Origin of the sequence: Streptomyces sp. NPDC045431, from assembly GCF_040646655.1 — a bacterium.
Taxonomy (GTDB): Bacteria; Actinomycetota; Actinomycetes; order Streptomycetales; family Streptomycetaceae; genus Streptomyces.
This window is the reverse complement of the sequence record NZ_JBEZAQ010000001.1, coordinates 659,049-673,736: the sequence shown is the minus strand read 5'-3', so window position 1 is coordinate 673,736 and position 14,688 is coordinate 659,049. Positions and strand designations below refer to the sequence as shown.

12 protein-coding genes are annotated in these 14,688 nt (G+C 74.6%); 7 read left to right on the top strand and 5 right to left on the bottom strand.

Going from position 1 to position 14,688, the window contains the following annotated elements:
* Positions 1-556: 556 nt before the first annotated feature.
* The gene (locus tag AB0A69_RS03045; RefSeq protein WP_361414657.1) at positions 557-1,285 is read right to left on the bottom strand and encodes a VIT1/CCC1 transporter family protein; all 729 of its coding nucleotides are present in this window, start codon (positions 1,283-1,285) and stop codon (positions 557-559) included.
* A 225-nt stretch (positions 1,286-1,510) separates the two neighbouring features.
* On the opposite strand from AB0A69_RS03045, the gene AB0A69_RS03040 reads away from it, so the two are divergent.
* From AB0A69_RS03040 to AB0A69_RS03010, 7 genes are all read left to right on the top strand, one after another.
* On the top strand, positions 1,511-2,518 hold the full coding sequence (locus AB0A69_RS03040; protein ID WP_361414655.1) for an ADP-ribosylglycohydrolase family protein: 1,008 nt from the start codon (positions 1,511-1,513) through the stop codon (positions 2,516-2,518).
* 494 nt (positions 2,519-3,012) lie between these two features.
* On the top strand, positions 3,013-4,590 hold the full coding sequence (locus AB0A69_RS03035) for an ADP-ribosylglycohydrolase family protein (protein ID WP_361414653.1): 1,578 nt from the start codon (positions 3,013-3,015) through the stop codon (positions 4,588-4,590).
* Positions 4,514-5,692 carry an ADP-ribosylglycohydrolase family protein gene (locus tag AB0A69_RS03030; RefSeq protein ID WP_361414651.1) on the top strand — a complete coding sequence of 393 codons (1,179 nt, stop codon included), beginning with the start codon at positions 4,514-4,516 and terminating at the stop codon, positions 5,690-5,692. The genes AB0A69_RS03035 and AB0A69_RS03030 overlap by 77 nt, the downstream gene beginning before the upstream one ends.
* Entirely contained in the window at positions 5,689-7,296 is a 1,608-nt protein-coding gene (locus AB0A69_RS03025; protein WP_361414649.1) for an ADP-ribosylglycohydrolase family protein, read from the top strand. The genes AB0A69_RS03030 and AB0A69_RS03025 overlap by 4 nt, the downstream gene beginning before the upstream one ends.
* Positions 7,293-8,177 (top strand): ribokinase, encoded by an 885-nt coding sequence (gene rbsK, locus AB0A69_RS03020; RefSeq protein ID WP_361414647.1) that lies wholly within the window; start codon positions 7,293-7,295, stop codon positions 8,175-8,177. Before AB0A69_RS03025 ends, rbsK begins: the two co-directional genes overlap by 4 nt.
* Positions 8,174-9,412 carry a CoA transferase gene (locus AB0A69_RS03015; RefSeq protein ID WP_361414645.1) on the top strand — a complete coding sequence of 413 codons (1,239 nt, stop codon included), beginning with the start codon at positions 8,174-8,176 and terminating at the stop codon, positions 9,410-9,412. Before rbsK ends, AB0A69_RS03015 begins: the two co-directional genes overlap by 4 nt.
* A gap of 95 nt (positions 9,413-9,507) precedes the next feature.
* Positions 9,508-10,344 carry a CoA ester lyase gene (locus tag AB0A69_RS03010; RefSeq protein ID WP_361414643.1) on the top strand — a complete coding sequence of 279 codons (837 nt, stop codon included), beginning with the start codon at positions 9,508-9,510 and terminating at the stop codon, positions 10,342-10,344.
* A gap of 103 nt (positions 10,345-10,447) precedes the next feature.
* Here AB0A69_RS03010 and lgt read toward each other — a convergent pair whose 3' ends face one another.
* The 4 genes from lgt to trpB all read right to left on the bottom strand — a co-directional run bounded on the left by lgt (position 10,448) and on the right by trpB (position 14,557).
* Complete coding sequence (gene lgt, locus AB0A69_RS03005; RefSeq protein ID WP_361414641.1) at positions 10,448-11,425, bottom strand: prolipoprotein diacylglyceryl transferase; 978 nt, start codon at positions 11,423-11,425, stop codon at positions 10,448-10,450.
* Between the two features lie 76 nt (positions 11,426-11,501).
* Entirely contained in the window at positions 11,502-12,362 is an 861-nt protein-coding gene (locus AB0A69_RS03000) for a thioredoxin domain-containing protein (RefSeq protein WP_361414639.1), read from the bottom strand.
* Between the two features lie 63 nt (positions 12,363-12,425).
* Complete coding sequence (gene trpA / locus AB0A69_RS02995; RefSeq protein ID WP_361414637.1) at positions 12,426-13,250, bottom strand: tryptophan synthase subunit alpha; 825 nt, start codon at positions 13,248-13,250, stop codon at positions 12,426-12,428.
* Positions 13,247-14,557: a tryptophan synthase subunit beta gene (trpB, locus tag AB0A69_RS02990; protein WP_361414635.1), complete on the bottom strand. Its 1,311-nt coding sequence runs from the start codon at positions 14,555-14,557 to the stop codon at positions 13,247-13,249. The genes trpA and trpB overlap by 4 nt, the downstream gene beginning before the upstream one ends.
* Positions 14,558-14,688 lie beyond the last annotated feature (131 nt).

Below are 14,688 nucleotides of genomic sequence, written 5' to 3'. Positions count from 1 at the left end.
ACCTTGACCGGCCTCGTCGGCCGTCCGGCGCGTCCTGGTAGGGGGAGCGGGCTTCATTGCCCGCAGCGCTAACGGCTCATGCCCGCTGATGAAGGAATCGAAACCGCCGCGTTACGGCTGAGTATGCGCCGCGGTGCATAGTGTCTCATCGGCGGGCCGGATCCCGCCATTGGAGCTTCGTCACAAGGATCGGGGGCGGCGTCGCGCCCGCCTTGTCGGGATCGCCACCGTAACCGCGAAGCGCCCACGGGGGAAGAGTGGCAGACGCCCCCGCCCCGCGGGGACGGGCGGCGCGGCGCGGAGACCGTACGGGCATGCACGGGCAGGTACGGGGCCGGGCGGCAGGTACGGGGCCCGGCCGGGAGGCGCGGGGCCCGGGCTGCAGGCGCGGGGCCCCGTCGGCACTCAGCACTCGGCACTCGGCACTCGGCCACGGTCAACGGCGCCCGGCGCCCGGTCCTGGCCAGCCCGGCCAGTCGGCAGTCGGCAGTCGGCAGTCGGCAGTCGGCAGTCGGCAGTCGGCAGTCGGCAGTCGGCAGTCGGCAGTCGGCGGAGGCTACAGCGCCGCGCCGAACAACGCCCCCAGCGCGTACGTCACCGCCGCCGCCGCGCCGCCGAGTGCGAGCTGGCGCAGGCCGCTGTACCACCAGCTGCGCGCGGTCACGCGGGCCACCAGCGCACCGCAGGCGAACAGCCCGAGCAGCGCCAGCAGCACGGCGGGCCACAGGGCGGTGGCGCCCAGCAGGTACGGCAGGACGGGGAGCAGCGCGCCGAGCGCGAAGGACCCGAAGGACGACAGCGCGGCGACCGTCGGCGACGGCAGGTCGTCCGGGTCGATGCCGAGCTCCTCGCGGGCATGGATCTCCAGCGCCTGCTCGGGGTCCTTCGACAACTGCATGGCCACCTCGCGGGCGAGCGGGGGCTCCACGCCGCGGGCCACGTACAGGGCGGCGAGCTCCTCCATCTCGTCGACGGGGTGCTTGCGCAACTGGTGGCGCTCGACGTCCAGTTCCGCCTCGACCAGCTCGCGCTGGGACGCGACGGACGTGTACTCGCCGGCCGCCATGGAGAAGGCACCCGCCGCGAGCCCGGCCAGCCCCGTGATCACGATGGTCTGCTGGGACACCGCGCCGCCGGCGACACCGGTCATCAGCGCGAGGTTCGACACGAGACCGTCCATCGCACCGAACACCGCCGGACGCAGCCAGCCGCCGTTCACGTCGCGGTGCGTGTGGTTGTCGCGGTGCGCCTCGTGAAGCGTCGCCTCGGTCTCGATGATGGACACAGCTCTCCCCTTGCGTCGTGCGGCGGGCTCGTACCGGCCCGCGCCCCCTCAACACCTCGAAAGTACGCGCGATGTAAGGGGCGCGCCAGCAAGGCAGGCTTTACTAACCAGCGGTCGTCGGGGCGTCATCGGGGTGACAGAGCGGCCCTCCGCGACAACCACCCGGGCCCGCGTGGCACGCATCCAGGAAGCGGATCGATCGACGCGCATCGAAAGGCCCACGCGATGGAGTCGAAGTCGACGGCACCTTCGGTTCTCCTCGACCGAGCCCGGGGCGCGCTGCTCGGACTGGCCGTCGGAGACGCACTCGGGGCGCCCGCCGAGAACATGCGACCGTCCGAGATCCGCCGCAGGTGGGGCCGTATCGAGGGCTTCGTCAGCGAGGACCCGGCGGGCACGGACGACACGGAGTACGCGATCTTCTCCGGCCTGCTCCTCGCCCGACACGGCTCGGCGTTGACGGTGGCGCACGTCGAGAAGGCGTGGCATCACTGGATCGCGGACCTGGACGAGGGCCCGTTCCGGGGTGCGGGTTTCAGCGAGCGCGGCACGCTGGAGAACCTCCGGCGGGGTCTCGCCGCACCCATCTCGGCGCAGCACCGGCACGCCTGGAGCGACGGGCTGGCCATACGGGCGGCGCCGTTCGGGGTGTTCGCGGCGGGGCGCCCGGCGGAGGCGGCGCGGCTGGTGGCGATCGACGGCACGGTCAGCCACGAGGGCGAGGGGATCTACGGCGGCCAGGCGGTCGCGGCGGGTGTGGCGGCGGCCATGTCCGGCGCCGACCCGGCCTCGGTCATCGCCGCCGCGCTCTCGGTCGTGCCGATGGACTCGTGGACCGCGCGCTCGATGCGCCGCGCGGTCGTCGCGGCCCAGCGCGTACAGCCCGATCCGCTGGTCCGCGAGCGCGCCGTGCGCTCCGCCGTCGTCATCGGCGGCTACCCGTGGACGGACCTGGCCCCGGAGGCGGTCGGCCTGGCGTTCGGTGCGTTCGCGGCGGCGCGCGGCGATTTCCGTACGTCGGTCCTGACCGCGGTGAACATGGGCCGCGACGCCGACACGACGGCCGCGGTGGCGGGCGCCCTGGCCGGCGCGATGTCGGGGGCGTCGGCGATCCCCCCGGAGTGGTCGGCCCCCATCGGCCCGGTCCGGGGCAGCTGCCTGCCGTCCATGCGCGGCTACCACGTCCTGGACATCGCGGACCTCCTGACCCCCGACGAATCCGAGGCCCTCTGATGCCCCAGACCCCCTTCTCAGGCGACCCGCAGGGGCGCACCGCTTCCCCGGGCGGTGACCCGCTCGGCGACGGGCGGGGAGACGCACCCGGCGCCCCATGGGGCGGCACGCTCGGACATTCGCAGGGCGCCGCACTCGGGCACCCGCCGGACGCCGCGCTCGGGCACCCGCAGGGCGGCACACTCGTGCACCCGCCGGACGCCGCGCTCGGGCACCCGCTCGGAAGCGCTCCGACGAGCAGCGACCCGCCGGTCCAGCCGTCACCGGTCCAGTCCCCGCCGATCGACCCCCTGGCGGTCCAACCCCCATCGGTTCAGCCCCCGACGGCCGGGTCCCCTTCGCCTCAGCCCCCGCCGGTCCAGGCCCCGACGGCCGGGTCCCCTTCGCCTCAGCCCCCGCCGGTCCAGGCCCCGACGGCCGGGTCCCCTTCGCCTCAGCCCCCGACGGTCCAACCCCCGGCAGCCGACACCCCTACCCCTACGGTCCAGTCCCCGGTGGCCGACTCCCCGGCGGCCCAGCCCCCGCCGATCCAGCCCCCGGCGCCTCAGCCCCCGCCGATTCAGCCCCCGGCGGCCCAGCCCCCGGCGGCCGAGTCTCGACCGGCCGAGTCTCCTTCGGCTCAGTCACCCGCGACCCGCGCCCGGACGGGCTGCGCCTCCCTGTCCGCGCCGCCGCAGGCACCGGGACCCGCGCCGGGCGGTCTCGTCGGTGCCGGCGAGTGGGGCCTGCTGGCGCCGGGGGACCTCACGGTGGCCACCCCCGAGCCGACGGGCCCCGCGGCCGGAGGCGGGCCGGCCACCGTCTCGCGCGCCGGGGACGGCGCGGCGGACGCCCCGGGGGAACGCGGCGTACGGCGCCCGGCCCACCGCCCCCGCGCGGCGAGCCGCATCGAGGGACTGCTCCTCGGCCTCGCCGCGGGCGACGCCGCCGGGTGGCCCGCCGCGCGCCACCGCGCCGCCCGGATGCCCGAGTGGACCCGCCGCCTCACCCGTGAGCTGGACACCTTCGCCGAGCAGAACGCCACCACCACCCTCCCCGTCCCCATCGCCCTCAACCAGCCGCCCGAGCCCCTCCGCCTCGGCCCCTCCGACGACGCCGAGTGGGCGGTCTTCACCGCCGAGACGCTCCTCGCCGCCGACGGCGAGCTGCTCCGCGGCCTCCCTCCCGCCCGCCGCCTGTGCGCCGCGGTCGACCTCGCCTGGAACTCCCTCGCCGCCGAGATCGCCGCCGCCGCCGACCGCGCCCCCGAGGTGGAGTCGGCCGTGCTGCCCCTGCGCGCCCGCATCTCGGTACGCGCCGGGCTGGGCAATCTCGCCACGGGCCTGCGCCCGCCCGCCACGGGCCACGACAACCCGCACTACTTCGACGACGCCGCCTGCGTACGGGCGGCCGTCCTCGCCGTCGCACACCCGGGCGACCCGCGCGCCGCGGCCGAGCTCGCGGAGTTCGACGCGCGCTACACGCAGGACGGCGACGGGGTCCACGGCGCCCGCGCCATGGCCGCCGCGGTCGCCACGGCACTCGGCGGCGCGCCGGTCGACGAGGCGGTCGACGCCGCGCTCGACCAGCTGCCGTACGCCACCGAGATCGGCCGCAACGCCCAGCACGCCACCCGGCTCGCCCGTGCCGCCGACACCGCCTTCGAGCTGGTGCCGCTCCTGGAACACCAGATCGTCGACCACGTCTACAGCTACGGCATCGCCGCCGCCGAGACGGTCCCGGTCGCCCTGGCGCTCGCCATCGCCGCCGGCGGCAGGGTCACCGAGGCGGTACCGGCGGCGGCCTGCCTGTCGCGGGTCGCCGACTCCGCACCTGCTCTCGCGGGCGCACTGACCGGCGCGTTCAGCGGCGGCGACGGGGTGCCGGCCACCTGGCGGGAGGCGTGCCGGACGCTCGCGGGCTGCGCACTCCCCCGCCTGGCGGGCACGGACCTCGTGGAACTCGCCGGGCGGCTGGCACACACGGAACTCGCCACACCGGGTGGACAATTCCGACATGACGACCATCACCCCCACGCCCTCGACCCTCGAGGACCGGATCACCGGCAGCCTCATCGGAGCCGCCGTCGGTGACGCCCTCGGCGGCCCGGTCGAGGGGTACAGCCCCGAGCAGATCGCGGAGCGCCACTTCGGCCGCGTCACCGGCATCGTCGGCCCCTGGCACGGCGACGCCTGGCGCACCGCCCGGCCCCTCGCCCCGTACCACAAGGGCGACGGGCACGTCACCGACGACACCCTGATGACCCACGCGCTGATCCGGGTGTACGACACGGTCCGCGACCACCTCGACGCGTACGCCATCGCCGACCACCTCGTCCCCGACCTGATCTCCACCCCGCGCTGGATTCCGGAGCTGGAGGCCGAGGCGCTGCCCCTCCAGCGGCTCTTCCTCGCCGAGAAGTGGCTGGTCACCCGGCTCCACTACGGCCATGTCGACCCGCGCGAGGCGGGCACCGGAAACATCGTCAACTGCGGTGCCGCGATGTACATGGCGCCCGTCGGGCTGGTCAACGCCGCCAACCCGGAGGCCGCGTACACCGAGGCCCTCGACATCGCCGGCGCCCACCAGTCGTCCTACGGCCGTGAGGCGGCGGGCGTCTTCGCGGCGGCGGTCGCCGAGGCGTGCCGGCCGACCGCGACTCCGACGACCGTGGTGGACGCGGCGCTCTCCCTCGCCAAGGACGGCACCCGGGCGGCGATCGAAGCGGTGTGCGAGGTGGCCGCGCTCCACACCGACTTCGAGTCCGCCCTGCGCCCCCTCCGCGAGGCGGTCGCCCCCTTCGACACGGTCGGCCCCGACTACCGCTCCCCCTCCCTGGCCGCGCGTCGGCCCTCCCGACTGCACTCCATCGAAGAACTCCCCATCGCCCTCGGCATGCTGCTGGTCGGTGAGGGCGACTACCGCCGTACGGTGCTGGGCGCCGTCAACTACGGCCGCGACTGCGACTCGATCGCCACCATGGCGGGAGCGATCGTGGGCGCGCTGCACGGCGAGGCGGCGATCCCGGCGTTCTGGGTGAAGCAGGTCGCCGAGGCCAGCCACCTCGACCTGCACGCCCCGGCGGCGGTGCTGGCCGAGGTGGCCCGCGAGATCTTCATGCGGGACACGGTCCGCCGCCGCGCCCACGAGACGGCGTTCATCGCCCTCTCCCCCCGGCCCGGGGTGACCCCGTGAGCGTGCGCCTCACCTGGGTCCAGCCGGAGGACCTGATCGGCCACGAGCTGCGGCAGGCCGCCGAGGACGGGCGCGACGCCTCGGCCGTCGAGGCCCGCTGGCTCGCCGCCGGCGGCACCCGCGCCCCCGCGGCGGCCGGCGCCTCCCCCACGCCCGCGCCCCCGCACCTGCGCGCCCTCGCGGAGCGCCTCCTGGACGAACTGGCCGCCGTGCCGAGTCCGTTGGCCGCGGCCGAGCCCACCTCCCTCCCCCGTATCATCCGGTCCTGCCCGGCCTGGCCGTCCCCCGAACCGCTCACCACCTCCGCCACCACGCCGACCAGCGCCTCGGCGTGCGCCCCCGCCGAAGCAGCCCCGACGGGCGGCACCCGGTACGCGGCCGCCGGACGCCCGCCGGGTCGGGCCCGGACCTGCGCCGCAGACGCCCCGCCGCGGGCCTCCGGCGACGCGCGGGGTTCCGGACCGGCGGACGCCCAGCGGACCGGCGCGCACCCCGCCCGCGCCGCGGGCCCGCACCCCGCCTGCACCGTGGCGCCCGGCCTGGGTGAGCGGCTGCACGCCGCCTGGCTCGGCCGCGCCGCCGGGTGCCTGCTCGGCAAGCCCGTCGAGAAGCTACCCCTCGCCGCCCTCCGCGCCCTCGCCCGCGCCACCGGGAACTGGCCGCTGACCTCCTGGTTCACCGCCAAGGGCCTGCCCCCGGCACTCGCCGCGGCCCACCCCTGGAACCGCCGTTCCGCCACCACCTCCCTCGCCGAGAACATCGACGGCATGCCCGAGGACGACGACCTCAACTACCCGCTGCTCACCCTCCTGCTCCTCCAGCGGTACGGCCACGGCTTCACCACCGCGGACGTCGCCCGCCTCTGGCTCGACGAACTGCCCGCCGGCCGCACCTTCACCGCCGAGCGCGTCGCCTACCGCAACCTCCTCTCCGGGCTCGAACCCCCGCTGACCGCCACCCACCGCAACCCGTTCCGCGAATGGATCGGCGCCCAGATCCGCGCCGACGTCCACGGCTGGACCCACCCCGGCGACCCGGCCGCCGCGGCCGAACAGGCCCATCGGGACGCGGTACTCACGCACACCGCGAACGGCGTGTACGGGGCGATGTTCGCCGCCGCCGTCATCGCCACCGCCGCCTCCGGCACCGCCGACGTCCACCGGTCACTCGCCGCCGGGCTCACCGTCGTCCCGCCGGACTCCCGCCTGGCCCGGGCGGTGCGCTTCGGCATCGCCACGGCCCGCGCCCACGCCGACTTCGACACGGTCACCGACCGCCTCCACACCGCCTACGGCGCCTACCACTGGGTGCACGCCGTCCCGAACGCCGCCCTCCTCTCCGCCGCCCTCACCCACGCCGACGGCGACTTCACCCTCTCCATCTGCCGCGCCGTCTCCGGCGGCTGGGACACCGACTCCAACGGCGCCACCGCCGGCTCCGTCGCCGGCCTCCTCGCCGGGCACTCCGACCGGATCCCGGACCGCTGGACCTCCCCCCTCAAGAACCGGCTCGCCACGTCCGTACGCCCCTTCGACGGCATCGGCTTCGACACACTGGCCGCACTCACGCACGACCTCGTCCACCAGGAGGCACACCGCCCATGACCCACATCGCGGTACTCGGCAGCACCAACATGGACCTGGTCGCCTATGTGCACCGGGCGCCCAAGCTCGGTGAGACCGTCACCGGGCGCGAGTTCCGTACGATCCCCGGCGGCAAGGGCGCCAACCAGGCCGTCGCCGCCGCCCGCGCCGGCGCCCGGGTGTCGATGATCGGCGCCGTCGGCTCCGACGACTTCGGCACCCGCCTGCGCGCCGAGCTCGACGGCGCCGGTGTGGCCACCGAACGTCTCCGTACCGTCGAAGGCCCCTCGGGGACCGCCCACATCGTCGTCGACGACGACGGCGACAACGCGATCATCGTCATCCCCGGTGCGAACGGCACCGTCACCTCCCTCTCCCCCGGCGACGAACCGCTCATCGCCACCGCAGACTCCCTACTGCTCCAACTCGAACTCCCCCTCTCCGCCGTCATCGCCGGCGCGGAGGCCGCCCGCCGCCACGGCGTCCGGACCGTCCTCACCCCCGCACCCGCGCAGCCGCTGCCGCCCGAACTCCTCGCGGCCACCGACCTCCTGGTGCCCAACGAGCACGAGGCCGCGGCCCTCACCGGCGTCGCCGACCCGCACGCCGCCGCCGAGCAGCTGCTGCGGTACGTCCCCGAGGTGGTCGTCACCCTGGGCTCGTCCGGCAGCCTCTACGCGGCGCGCGGCGCGCGCCCCGTCACCGTCCCCGCCCCGCGCGTGCGGGCCGTGGACACCACCGCCGCGGGCGACACCTTCACCGGCGCCCTCGCCGTGGCGCTCGGCGAGGGACGTCCCGTACCCGACGCCCTGGCCTGGGCGTCGGCCGCCGCCGCGCTGTCGGTCCAGCGCCCCGGCGCCTCCTCCTCGATGCCGTACCGCTCGGAGATCGACGCCCTATGACCAGCACACCGACGACCAGCACAGCCCCGACCGCCGCCGCGGCGACCAGCACCCCTCCCCTCCGAGGACTCCGCGTCCTCGACCTCGCCACCCTCTTCGCCGGCCCGCTCGCGGCGACCATGCTCGGCGACTTCGGCGCCGACGTCATCAAGATCGAGCACCCCCGCAAGCCCGACCCCTCCCGTGGCCACGGCCCCGCCAAGGACGGCGTCGGCCTGTGGTGGAAGCTGCTCGGCCGCAACAAGCGCACCCTCACCCTCGACCTGTCCACCCCGGGCGGCCGCACCACCCTGCTGCGTCTCGCCGCCACCGCCGACGTGGTCGTCGAGAACTTCCGCCCGGGCACCCTGGAGCGCTGGGGCCTCGGCTGGCCCGAGCTCTCCGCCGCCAACGACCGCCTGGTCCTGGCCCGCGTCACGGGCTTCGGCCAGACCGGCCCCTATGCGCACCGCCCCGGCTTCGGCACCCTCGCCGAGGCGATGAGCGGCTTCGCCGCCATCACCGGCGAGCCCGACGGCCCGCCCACGCTCCCTCCCTTCGGCCTCGCCGACTCCATCGCCGCCCTGGCCACGGCCTACGCCGTGATGACCGCCCTGCACGCCCGCACCGCCACCGGCCGTGGCCAGGTCGTCGACATGGCGATCATCGAACCGATCCTCATGGTCCTCGGCCCGCAACCGCTCTGGTACGACCAGCTCGGCTACGTCCAGCCCCGCACCGGAAACCGCTCCCGCAACAACGCCCCCCGCAACACCTACCGCACCGCGGACGGCTCCTGGGTGGCCGTCTCCACCTCCGCCCAGTCCGTCGCCGAACGCGTGATGCGCCTGGTCGGCCGCCCCGAGCTCATCGACGAGCCGTGGTTCGCCGAAGGCACCACCCGCGCGGACCACGCCGACGAGCTGGACGAGGCGGTCGGCGGCTGGATCGCCCGGCACACCCGCGAGGAGGCCATGTCCGCGTTCGAGAAGGCGGAGGCGGCGATCGCCCCGGTCTACGACATCCGCGACGTCATGGAGGACCCCCAGTACCGGGCGCTGGAGACCATCACCGAAGTCCCCGACCCCGAGCTCGGCCCGCTCCGTATGCAGAACATCCTCTTCCGCCTCTCCGAGACTCCCGGCTCCATCCGCTGGTCCGGCCGCCCGCACGGCGCGGACACCGACACCGTCCTCGGCGAACTCGGCCTGTCCGCGGACGAGATCACCGCCCTGCGCGCCGAGGGGGCCGTATGACCCCCAGCACCCCGGTGACCGGCACGACCACGGTGACCTCCAGGACCACGGTGACTTCCAGGACCACGGTGCCCCCCAACACCCCGGTGGCCTCCATGACTTCCCTCCCCTCCCTGACCCCCCTCCCCCTCACCTTCCTCTACGCGCCCGGGGACCGCCCCGACGTGGTCGCCAAGGCGCTGCGCTCCGGCGCCGACGTGGTGGTGGTCGACCTGGAGGACGCGGTGGCGCCCGACCGCAGGGCGTACGCCCTCGACGCCACCGTCGAACTGCTCTCCTCGCCCCACCCCGTACCGGTCCACGTCCGCCTCCCCGGTCCTCACGACACCGCGCACGACAACACGGCCATCACATCGCTGGCCCCCCTCCCCGGCCTCGCCGCTCTGCGTGTTCCCAAGGTGACACACGGCACTGACATTCAGCGGATCGCGGCCCTCGCCCCCGGCGTCCCACTCCACCCGCTGCTGGAATCCGCCCTGGCCATCGAGCGTGCGCACGCCATCGCCACCGCCCACCCCGCCGTCCGCTCCCTCACCATCGGCGAGGCCGACCTCCGCGCCGACCTGGGCGTACGCGACGACCGCGGCCTCGACTGGTCGCGCAGCCGCGTCGTGGTCGCCGCCCGCGCCGCCGGCCTGCCGCCGCCCGCCCAGTCGGTCCACCCCGACATCCGCGACCTCGACGGCCTCGCCGCGTCCTGCGCCCACGGCCGCGCCCTGGGCTTCCTGGGCCGCGCCGCGATCCACCCCCGCCAGCTCCCGGTCATCGAGCGGGCCTACCTCCCCACCCCCGAGGAGGTCGCGGCGGCGGAGGAGGTCGTCGCGGCGGGCGCCGCCGGTGCGGGCGCGCTGGCCCTGCCCGACGGCCGCTTCGTCGACGCGGCGATCGTCGCCGAGGCCCGCCGCACACTCGCCCTCGCCCGCCGGAGCTGACCTGTCCTGGCCTGACCTGACGAGCGCGGCCTCACCCGCGTACGCACGAGGCGGCCGCCGGAACCTCTCGGTCCCGGCGGCCGCCTCGTGGCTGCCGAGCGCGTCAGCGCGGTCCGGCGGACTTCGCCTGCGCGTCCGTCTCGCCGTCCGCCTCCGCGTCCCCTCCGGCGTCGCGCTCGGCGTCCGCCGGTACGGAATCCGCAGGCGCGGAGTCCGCGGGCGCGGTGCCGGCGACGGCGTCCTTGCCCGCCGCCGCCTTCGCCGCGGGCGCGTCCGGCTCCACGACCTCCTCGCGTCCCGGCCGTACCCGCGCCGAGATCACGATGTACGCGACCGCCGCCAGGAAGACCAGGATCGCGGTCCACACGTTGAGCCGGAGGCCCAGGATGTGGTGCGCCTCGTCGACGCGCATGTACTCGATCCAGCCCCGCCCGGCGCAGTACGCCGCGACGTACAGCGCGAAGGCGCGCCCGTGGCCGAGCGTGAAGCGGCGGTCCGCCCAGATCACCAGGAGCGCCACGCCGACGCACCACAGCGACTCGTACAGGAACGTCGGGTGGTAGAGCCCCGCCTCGCGGTTCACGCCCTCGCTGATCTCCAGCGCCCACGGCAGGTCGGTCGGCTTGCCGTACAGCTCCTGGTTGAACCAGTTGCCCCACCGTCCGATGGCCTGCGCGAAGGCGATGCCGGGCGCGATGGCGTCCGCGTACGCCGGCAGCGGGATGCCGCGGCGGCGGCAGCCGATCCAGGCGCCGAGCGCGCCGAGGGCGATCGCGCCCCAGATGCCGAGGCCGCCCTCCCAGATCTTGAAGGCGTCGACCCAGTCCTCACCCTCGCTGAAGTACAGCTGGTAGTCGGTGATGACGTGGTAGAGCCGGCCGCCGACGAGGCCGAAGGGCACCGCCCAGACGGCGATGTCGGCCACGGTGCCGGCACGGCCGCCCCGGGCGAGCCAGCGCCTGTTGCCGTACCAGACGGCGACGAAGACACCGATGATGATGCAGAAGGCGTAGCCGCGCAGCGGGAGCGGTCCGAGGTGGATCACACCGGTCGACGGGCTCGGAATGTAGGCAAGGTCCATGGCAGGACCGACGCTACCGTGCCGGGCGGGAGACACGGGAACCCGCCCGGCAAAGAGTGCATAACAAGAGAGGTGCTCAGCCCCGCCCGGGCGACGGAGAGCCCGGGGCGGAGGGCGAGGCGGGCGCGGTCGGGAAGGCCGTACCCCGCTTCTTGCCCTTGTTGGCCTCGTCGACCCACTTCTTCAGGTTCTCCACGGAGATCTGCTCCTTGCCCTTGGTCGGGAAGATCGATTCTCCGTTGAGCAGCACGGTGGGCGTCCCCCGGAAGTCGCCGTCCCGGAAGGCCTGGGCGGACTTGTTGACCCAGCCGTCGTGCTTGCCCTCCGCCACACAGCTGCGGAAGGCCGGCGTGTCGAGGCCCGGCACCTTCGCCGCCAGCTCGAAGAGCCGCTCGTCCTTGGCGAAGGCGTCGTCCGGCTCGGGGGGCTGGTTCTGGTAGAGCACGTCGTGGTACGGCACGAACTTGCCGGCGTCCTGGGCGCAGGCCGCGGCGTTCGCCGCGTTCAGCGAGCCGCTGCCGCCCATGTTGCCGTCGATGATCGTGGCGAGGTGGTATTCGACCTTGACCTGGCCCGACTCGGTCAGTTCATGGACGGTGTCCCGGACGGCGTTCTCGAACTGGGCGCAGGCCGGGCAGCGGAAGTCCTCCCAGATCGTGAGCGTCGACGGGGCGTCGGTGGCGCCGGCGGGGATCGCCAGCCCGTCCTTGCCGGCCGCTCCGGAGGGCGCGGCGACCGGACCGTCGCCGGAGCCGTCGCTCTTGTCGCCGGTGTTGGCGGCGATGACGCCGACCACCGCGGCCAGGCCGAGCACGCCGACGACGGCCGCCGAGACGAGCAGGGTGCGCCTGCGCCGCTCCCGCGCCTTCTGCTGCTCGCGTTCGATCTGGAGCCGTTCTCGCGCGCTCCGCTTGCCTGCACTGTTCTTCTCGCTCACGCCCACAGCAACGAACCGGGGAGGCGCGGGCGCGCCTCCCCGGTCCAGATCCACCCGTTCGAGCTACGACACTCCCTGGGAGCGCTTCACTCCTCGCGCGAGTTCGCCCGCCAGTTCCCGTACGGCCGCGATGCCCGCGGCGTGGTCCTCGGCGTCGAGCATGCGCTTGACGAAGGCGGAGCCGACGATGACGCCGTCGGCGAAGGAGGCGACCTCGGCCGCCTGTTCGGCGTTGGAGACGCCGAGGCCGACGCAGACCGGTAGTTCGGTGGTGGCGCGGGTGCGCCGCACCAGGTCGGCGGCCTGGGCGCCGACCGACTCGCGGGTGCCGGTGACGCCCATCAGGGAGGCGGCGTACACGAAGCCGCTGCCCGCGCGTGTGATGGTGGCCAGCCGCTCGTCCTTGCTGCTCGGCGCGACGACGAAGACGGTGGCGAGGTTCTGCTTCTCGGCGTGCTCGCGCCACAGCGCGGACTCCTGGACCGGCAGGTCGGGCAGGATGCAGCCGGCGCCGCCCGCCTCGGCCAGCTCGGCGGTGAAGCGCTCGACGCCGTACCGGTCGATGGGGTTCCAGTACGTCATCACGAGCACCGGCTTGCCGGTGGCCTCGTGGGCCTCGCGGACCGTGCGCATCACGTCGGCGATCTTCACGCCGCCGCGCAGCGCGATGTCGTCGGCGGTCTGGATGACCGGGCCGTCGAGGACCGGGTCGCTGTGCGGCAGGCCGACCTCGACGATGTCGGCGCCGCCGTCGAGGACGGCCTTGACGGCCTCGATGCCGCCGTCGACGCTGGGGAAGCCGGCCGGGAGGTAGGCGATGAGGGCGGCGCGCTCCTCCGCCTTGGCCTGCGCCAGGGTGTCCTGTAGCAGCTGGATGTTCCCGCTCACTTGGTCTCCCCCTGGGTGTCGCGCTGGATCTCGGCGGCGCCGTTCTCGGCGGAGGCGTCGGCCTCGACCACGGCGGGCGGCTCGGCGTCGTACAGGCCGAAATAGCGAGCGGCGGTATCCATGTCCTTGTCGCCGCGGCCGGAGAGGTTGACGATGATCAGGCCGTCCTCGCCGAGTTCGCGCCCGACCTCCAGGGCGCCGGCCAGGGCGTGCGCGGACTCGATGGCCGGGATGATGCCCTCCGTACGGGACAGCAGGCGCAAGGCCTGCATCGCCGCGTCGTCGGTCACCGCGCGGTACTCGCCGCGCCCGCTGTCCTTGAGGTACGCGTGCTCCGGGCCGATGCCGGGGTAGTCCAGGCCGGCCGAGATGGAGTACGGCTCGGTGATCTGGCCCTCCTCGTCCTGGAGGACGTAGGAGCGGGATCCGTGCAGGATGCCGGGCTCGCCCGCGGTGAGGGTGGCCGCGTGCTCGCCGGTCTCGACGCCGTGTCCGGCGGGCTCGCAGCCCACCAGCCGGACGGACGCGTCCGGGATGAACGCGTGGAACAGGCCGATGGCGTTGGAGCCGCCGCCGACGCAGGCGATGGCCGCGTCGGGCAGCCGCCCCGCCCGCTCCAGGATCTGGCGGCGGGCCTCGACGCCGATGACGCGGTGGAAGTCGCGCACCATGGCGGGGAAGGGGTGCGGGCCCGCGACCGTGCCGAAGAGGTAGTGCGTGTGGTCGACGTTGGCGACCCAGTCGCGGAACGCCTCGTTGATGGCGTCCTTGAGGGTGCGGCTGCCGGACTTCACGGGGATGACCTCGGCGCCGAGCATGCGCATCCGGGCGACGTTCAGCGCCTGGCGCTGGGTGTCGATCTCGCCCATGTAGATGGTGCATTCGAGGCCGAAGAGGGCGCACGCGGTGGCGGTGGCGACACCGTGCTGGCCGGCGCCGGTCTCGGCGATGACGCGCGTCTTGCCCATGCGCTTGGTGAGCAGGGCCTGGCCCAGCACGTTGTTGATCTTGTGCGAGCCGGTGTGGTTGAGGTCCTCGCGCTTGAGGAAGACCTGGGCTCCGCCGGCGTGCCGGGCGAACCGGGGCACCTCGGTGAGGGCGCTGGGGCGGCCGGTGTAGTTCATCAGCAGGTCGTCGAGCTCGGCCGCGAAGGCCGGGTCGGCCTTGGCCTTCTCGTACTCGACGGCGACCTCGTCGACCGCGGCGACGAGCGCCTCGGGGATGAACTTGCCGCCGTAGGCACCGAAGTAGCCCTCGGCGCTCGGGACGTGACCCTGGGGGTCGGGAATGAAGAACTCGCTGGGCATGCGACTGCTCCTCACGGGGGCGTGAACGCTCCCGGATGACGGTGCGGGACGGTGGTCACGGGGTGCGCCGGTGCCACCGCTCCCCCGCCCAGTCGCGCGTGACGTCGTGGAGACGTCGCGGGGCGTGCCCG

Coding starts and splice junctions, on each gene's coding strand:
- AB0A69_RS03040 (WP_361414655.1), top strand. CDS start 1,511: ATGGAGTCGAAGTCGACGGCACCTTCGGTTCTCCTCGACCGAGCCCGG.
- AB0A69_RS03030 (WP_361414651.1), top strand. CDS start 4,514: ATGACGACCATCACCCCCACGCCCTCGACCCTCGAGGACCGGATCACC.
- rbsK (WP_361414647.1), top strand. CDS start 7,293: ATGACCCACATCGCGGTACTCGGCAGCACCAACATGGACCTGGTCGCC.
- AB0A69_RS03015 (WP_361414645.1), top strand. CDS start 8,174: ATGACCAGCACACCGACGACCAGCACAGCCCCGACCGCCGCCGCGGCG.
- AB0A69_RS03010 (WP_361414643.1), top strand. CDS start 9,508: ATGACTTCCCTCCCCTCCCTGACCCCCCTCCCCCTCACCTTCCTCTAC.
- lgt (WP_361414641.1), bottom strand. CDS start 11,425: ATGGACCTTGCCTACATTCCGAGCCCGTCGACCGGTGTGATCCACCTC.
- trpB (WP_361414635.1), bottom strand. CDS start 14,557: ATGCCCAGCGAGTTCTTCATTCCCGACCCCCAGGGTCACGTCCCGAGC.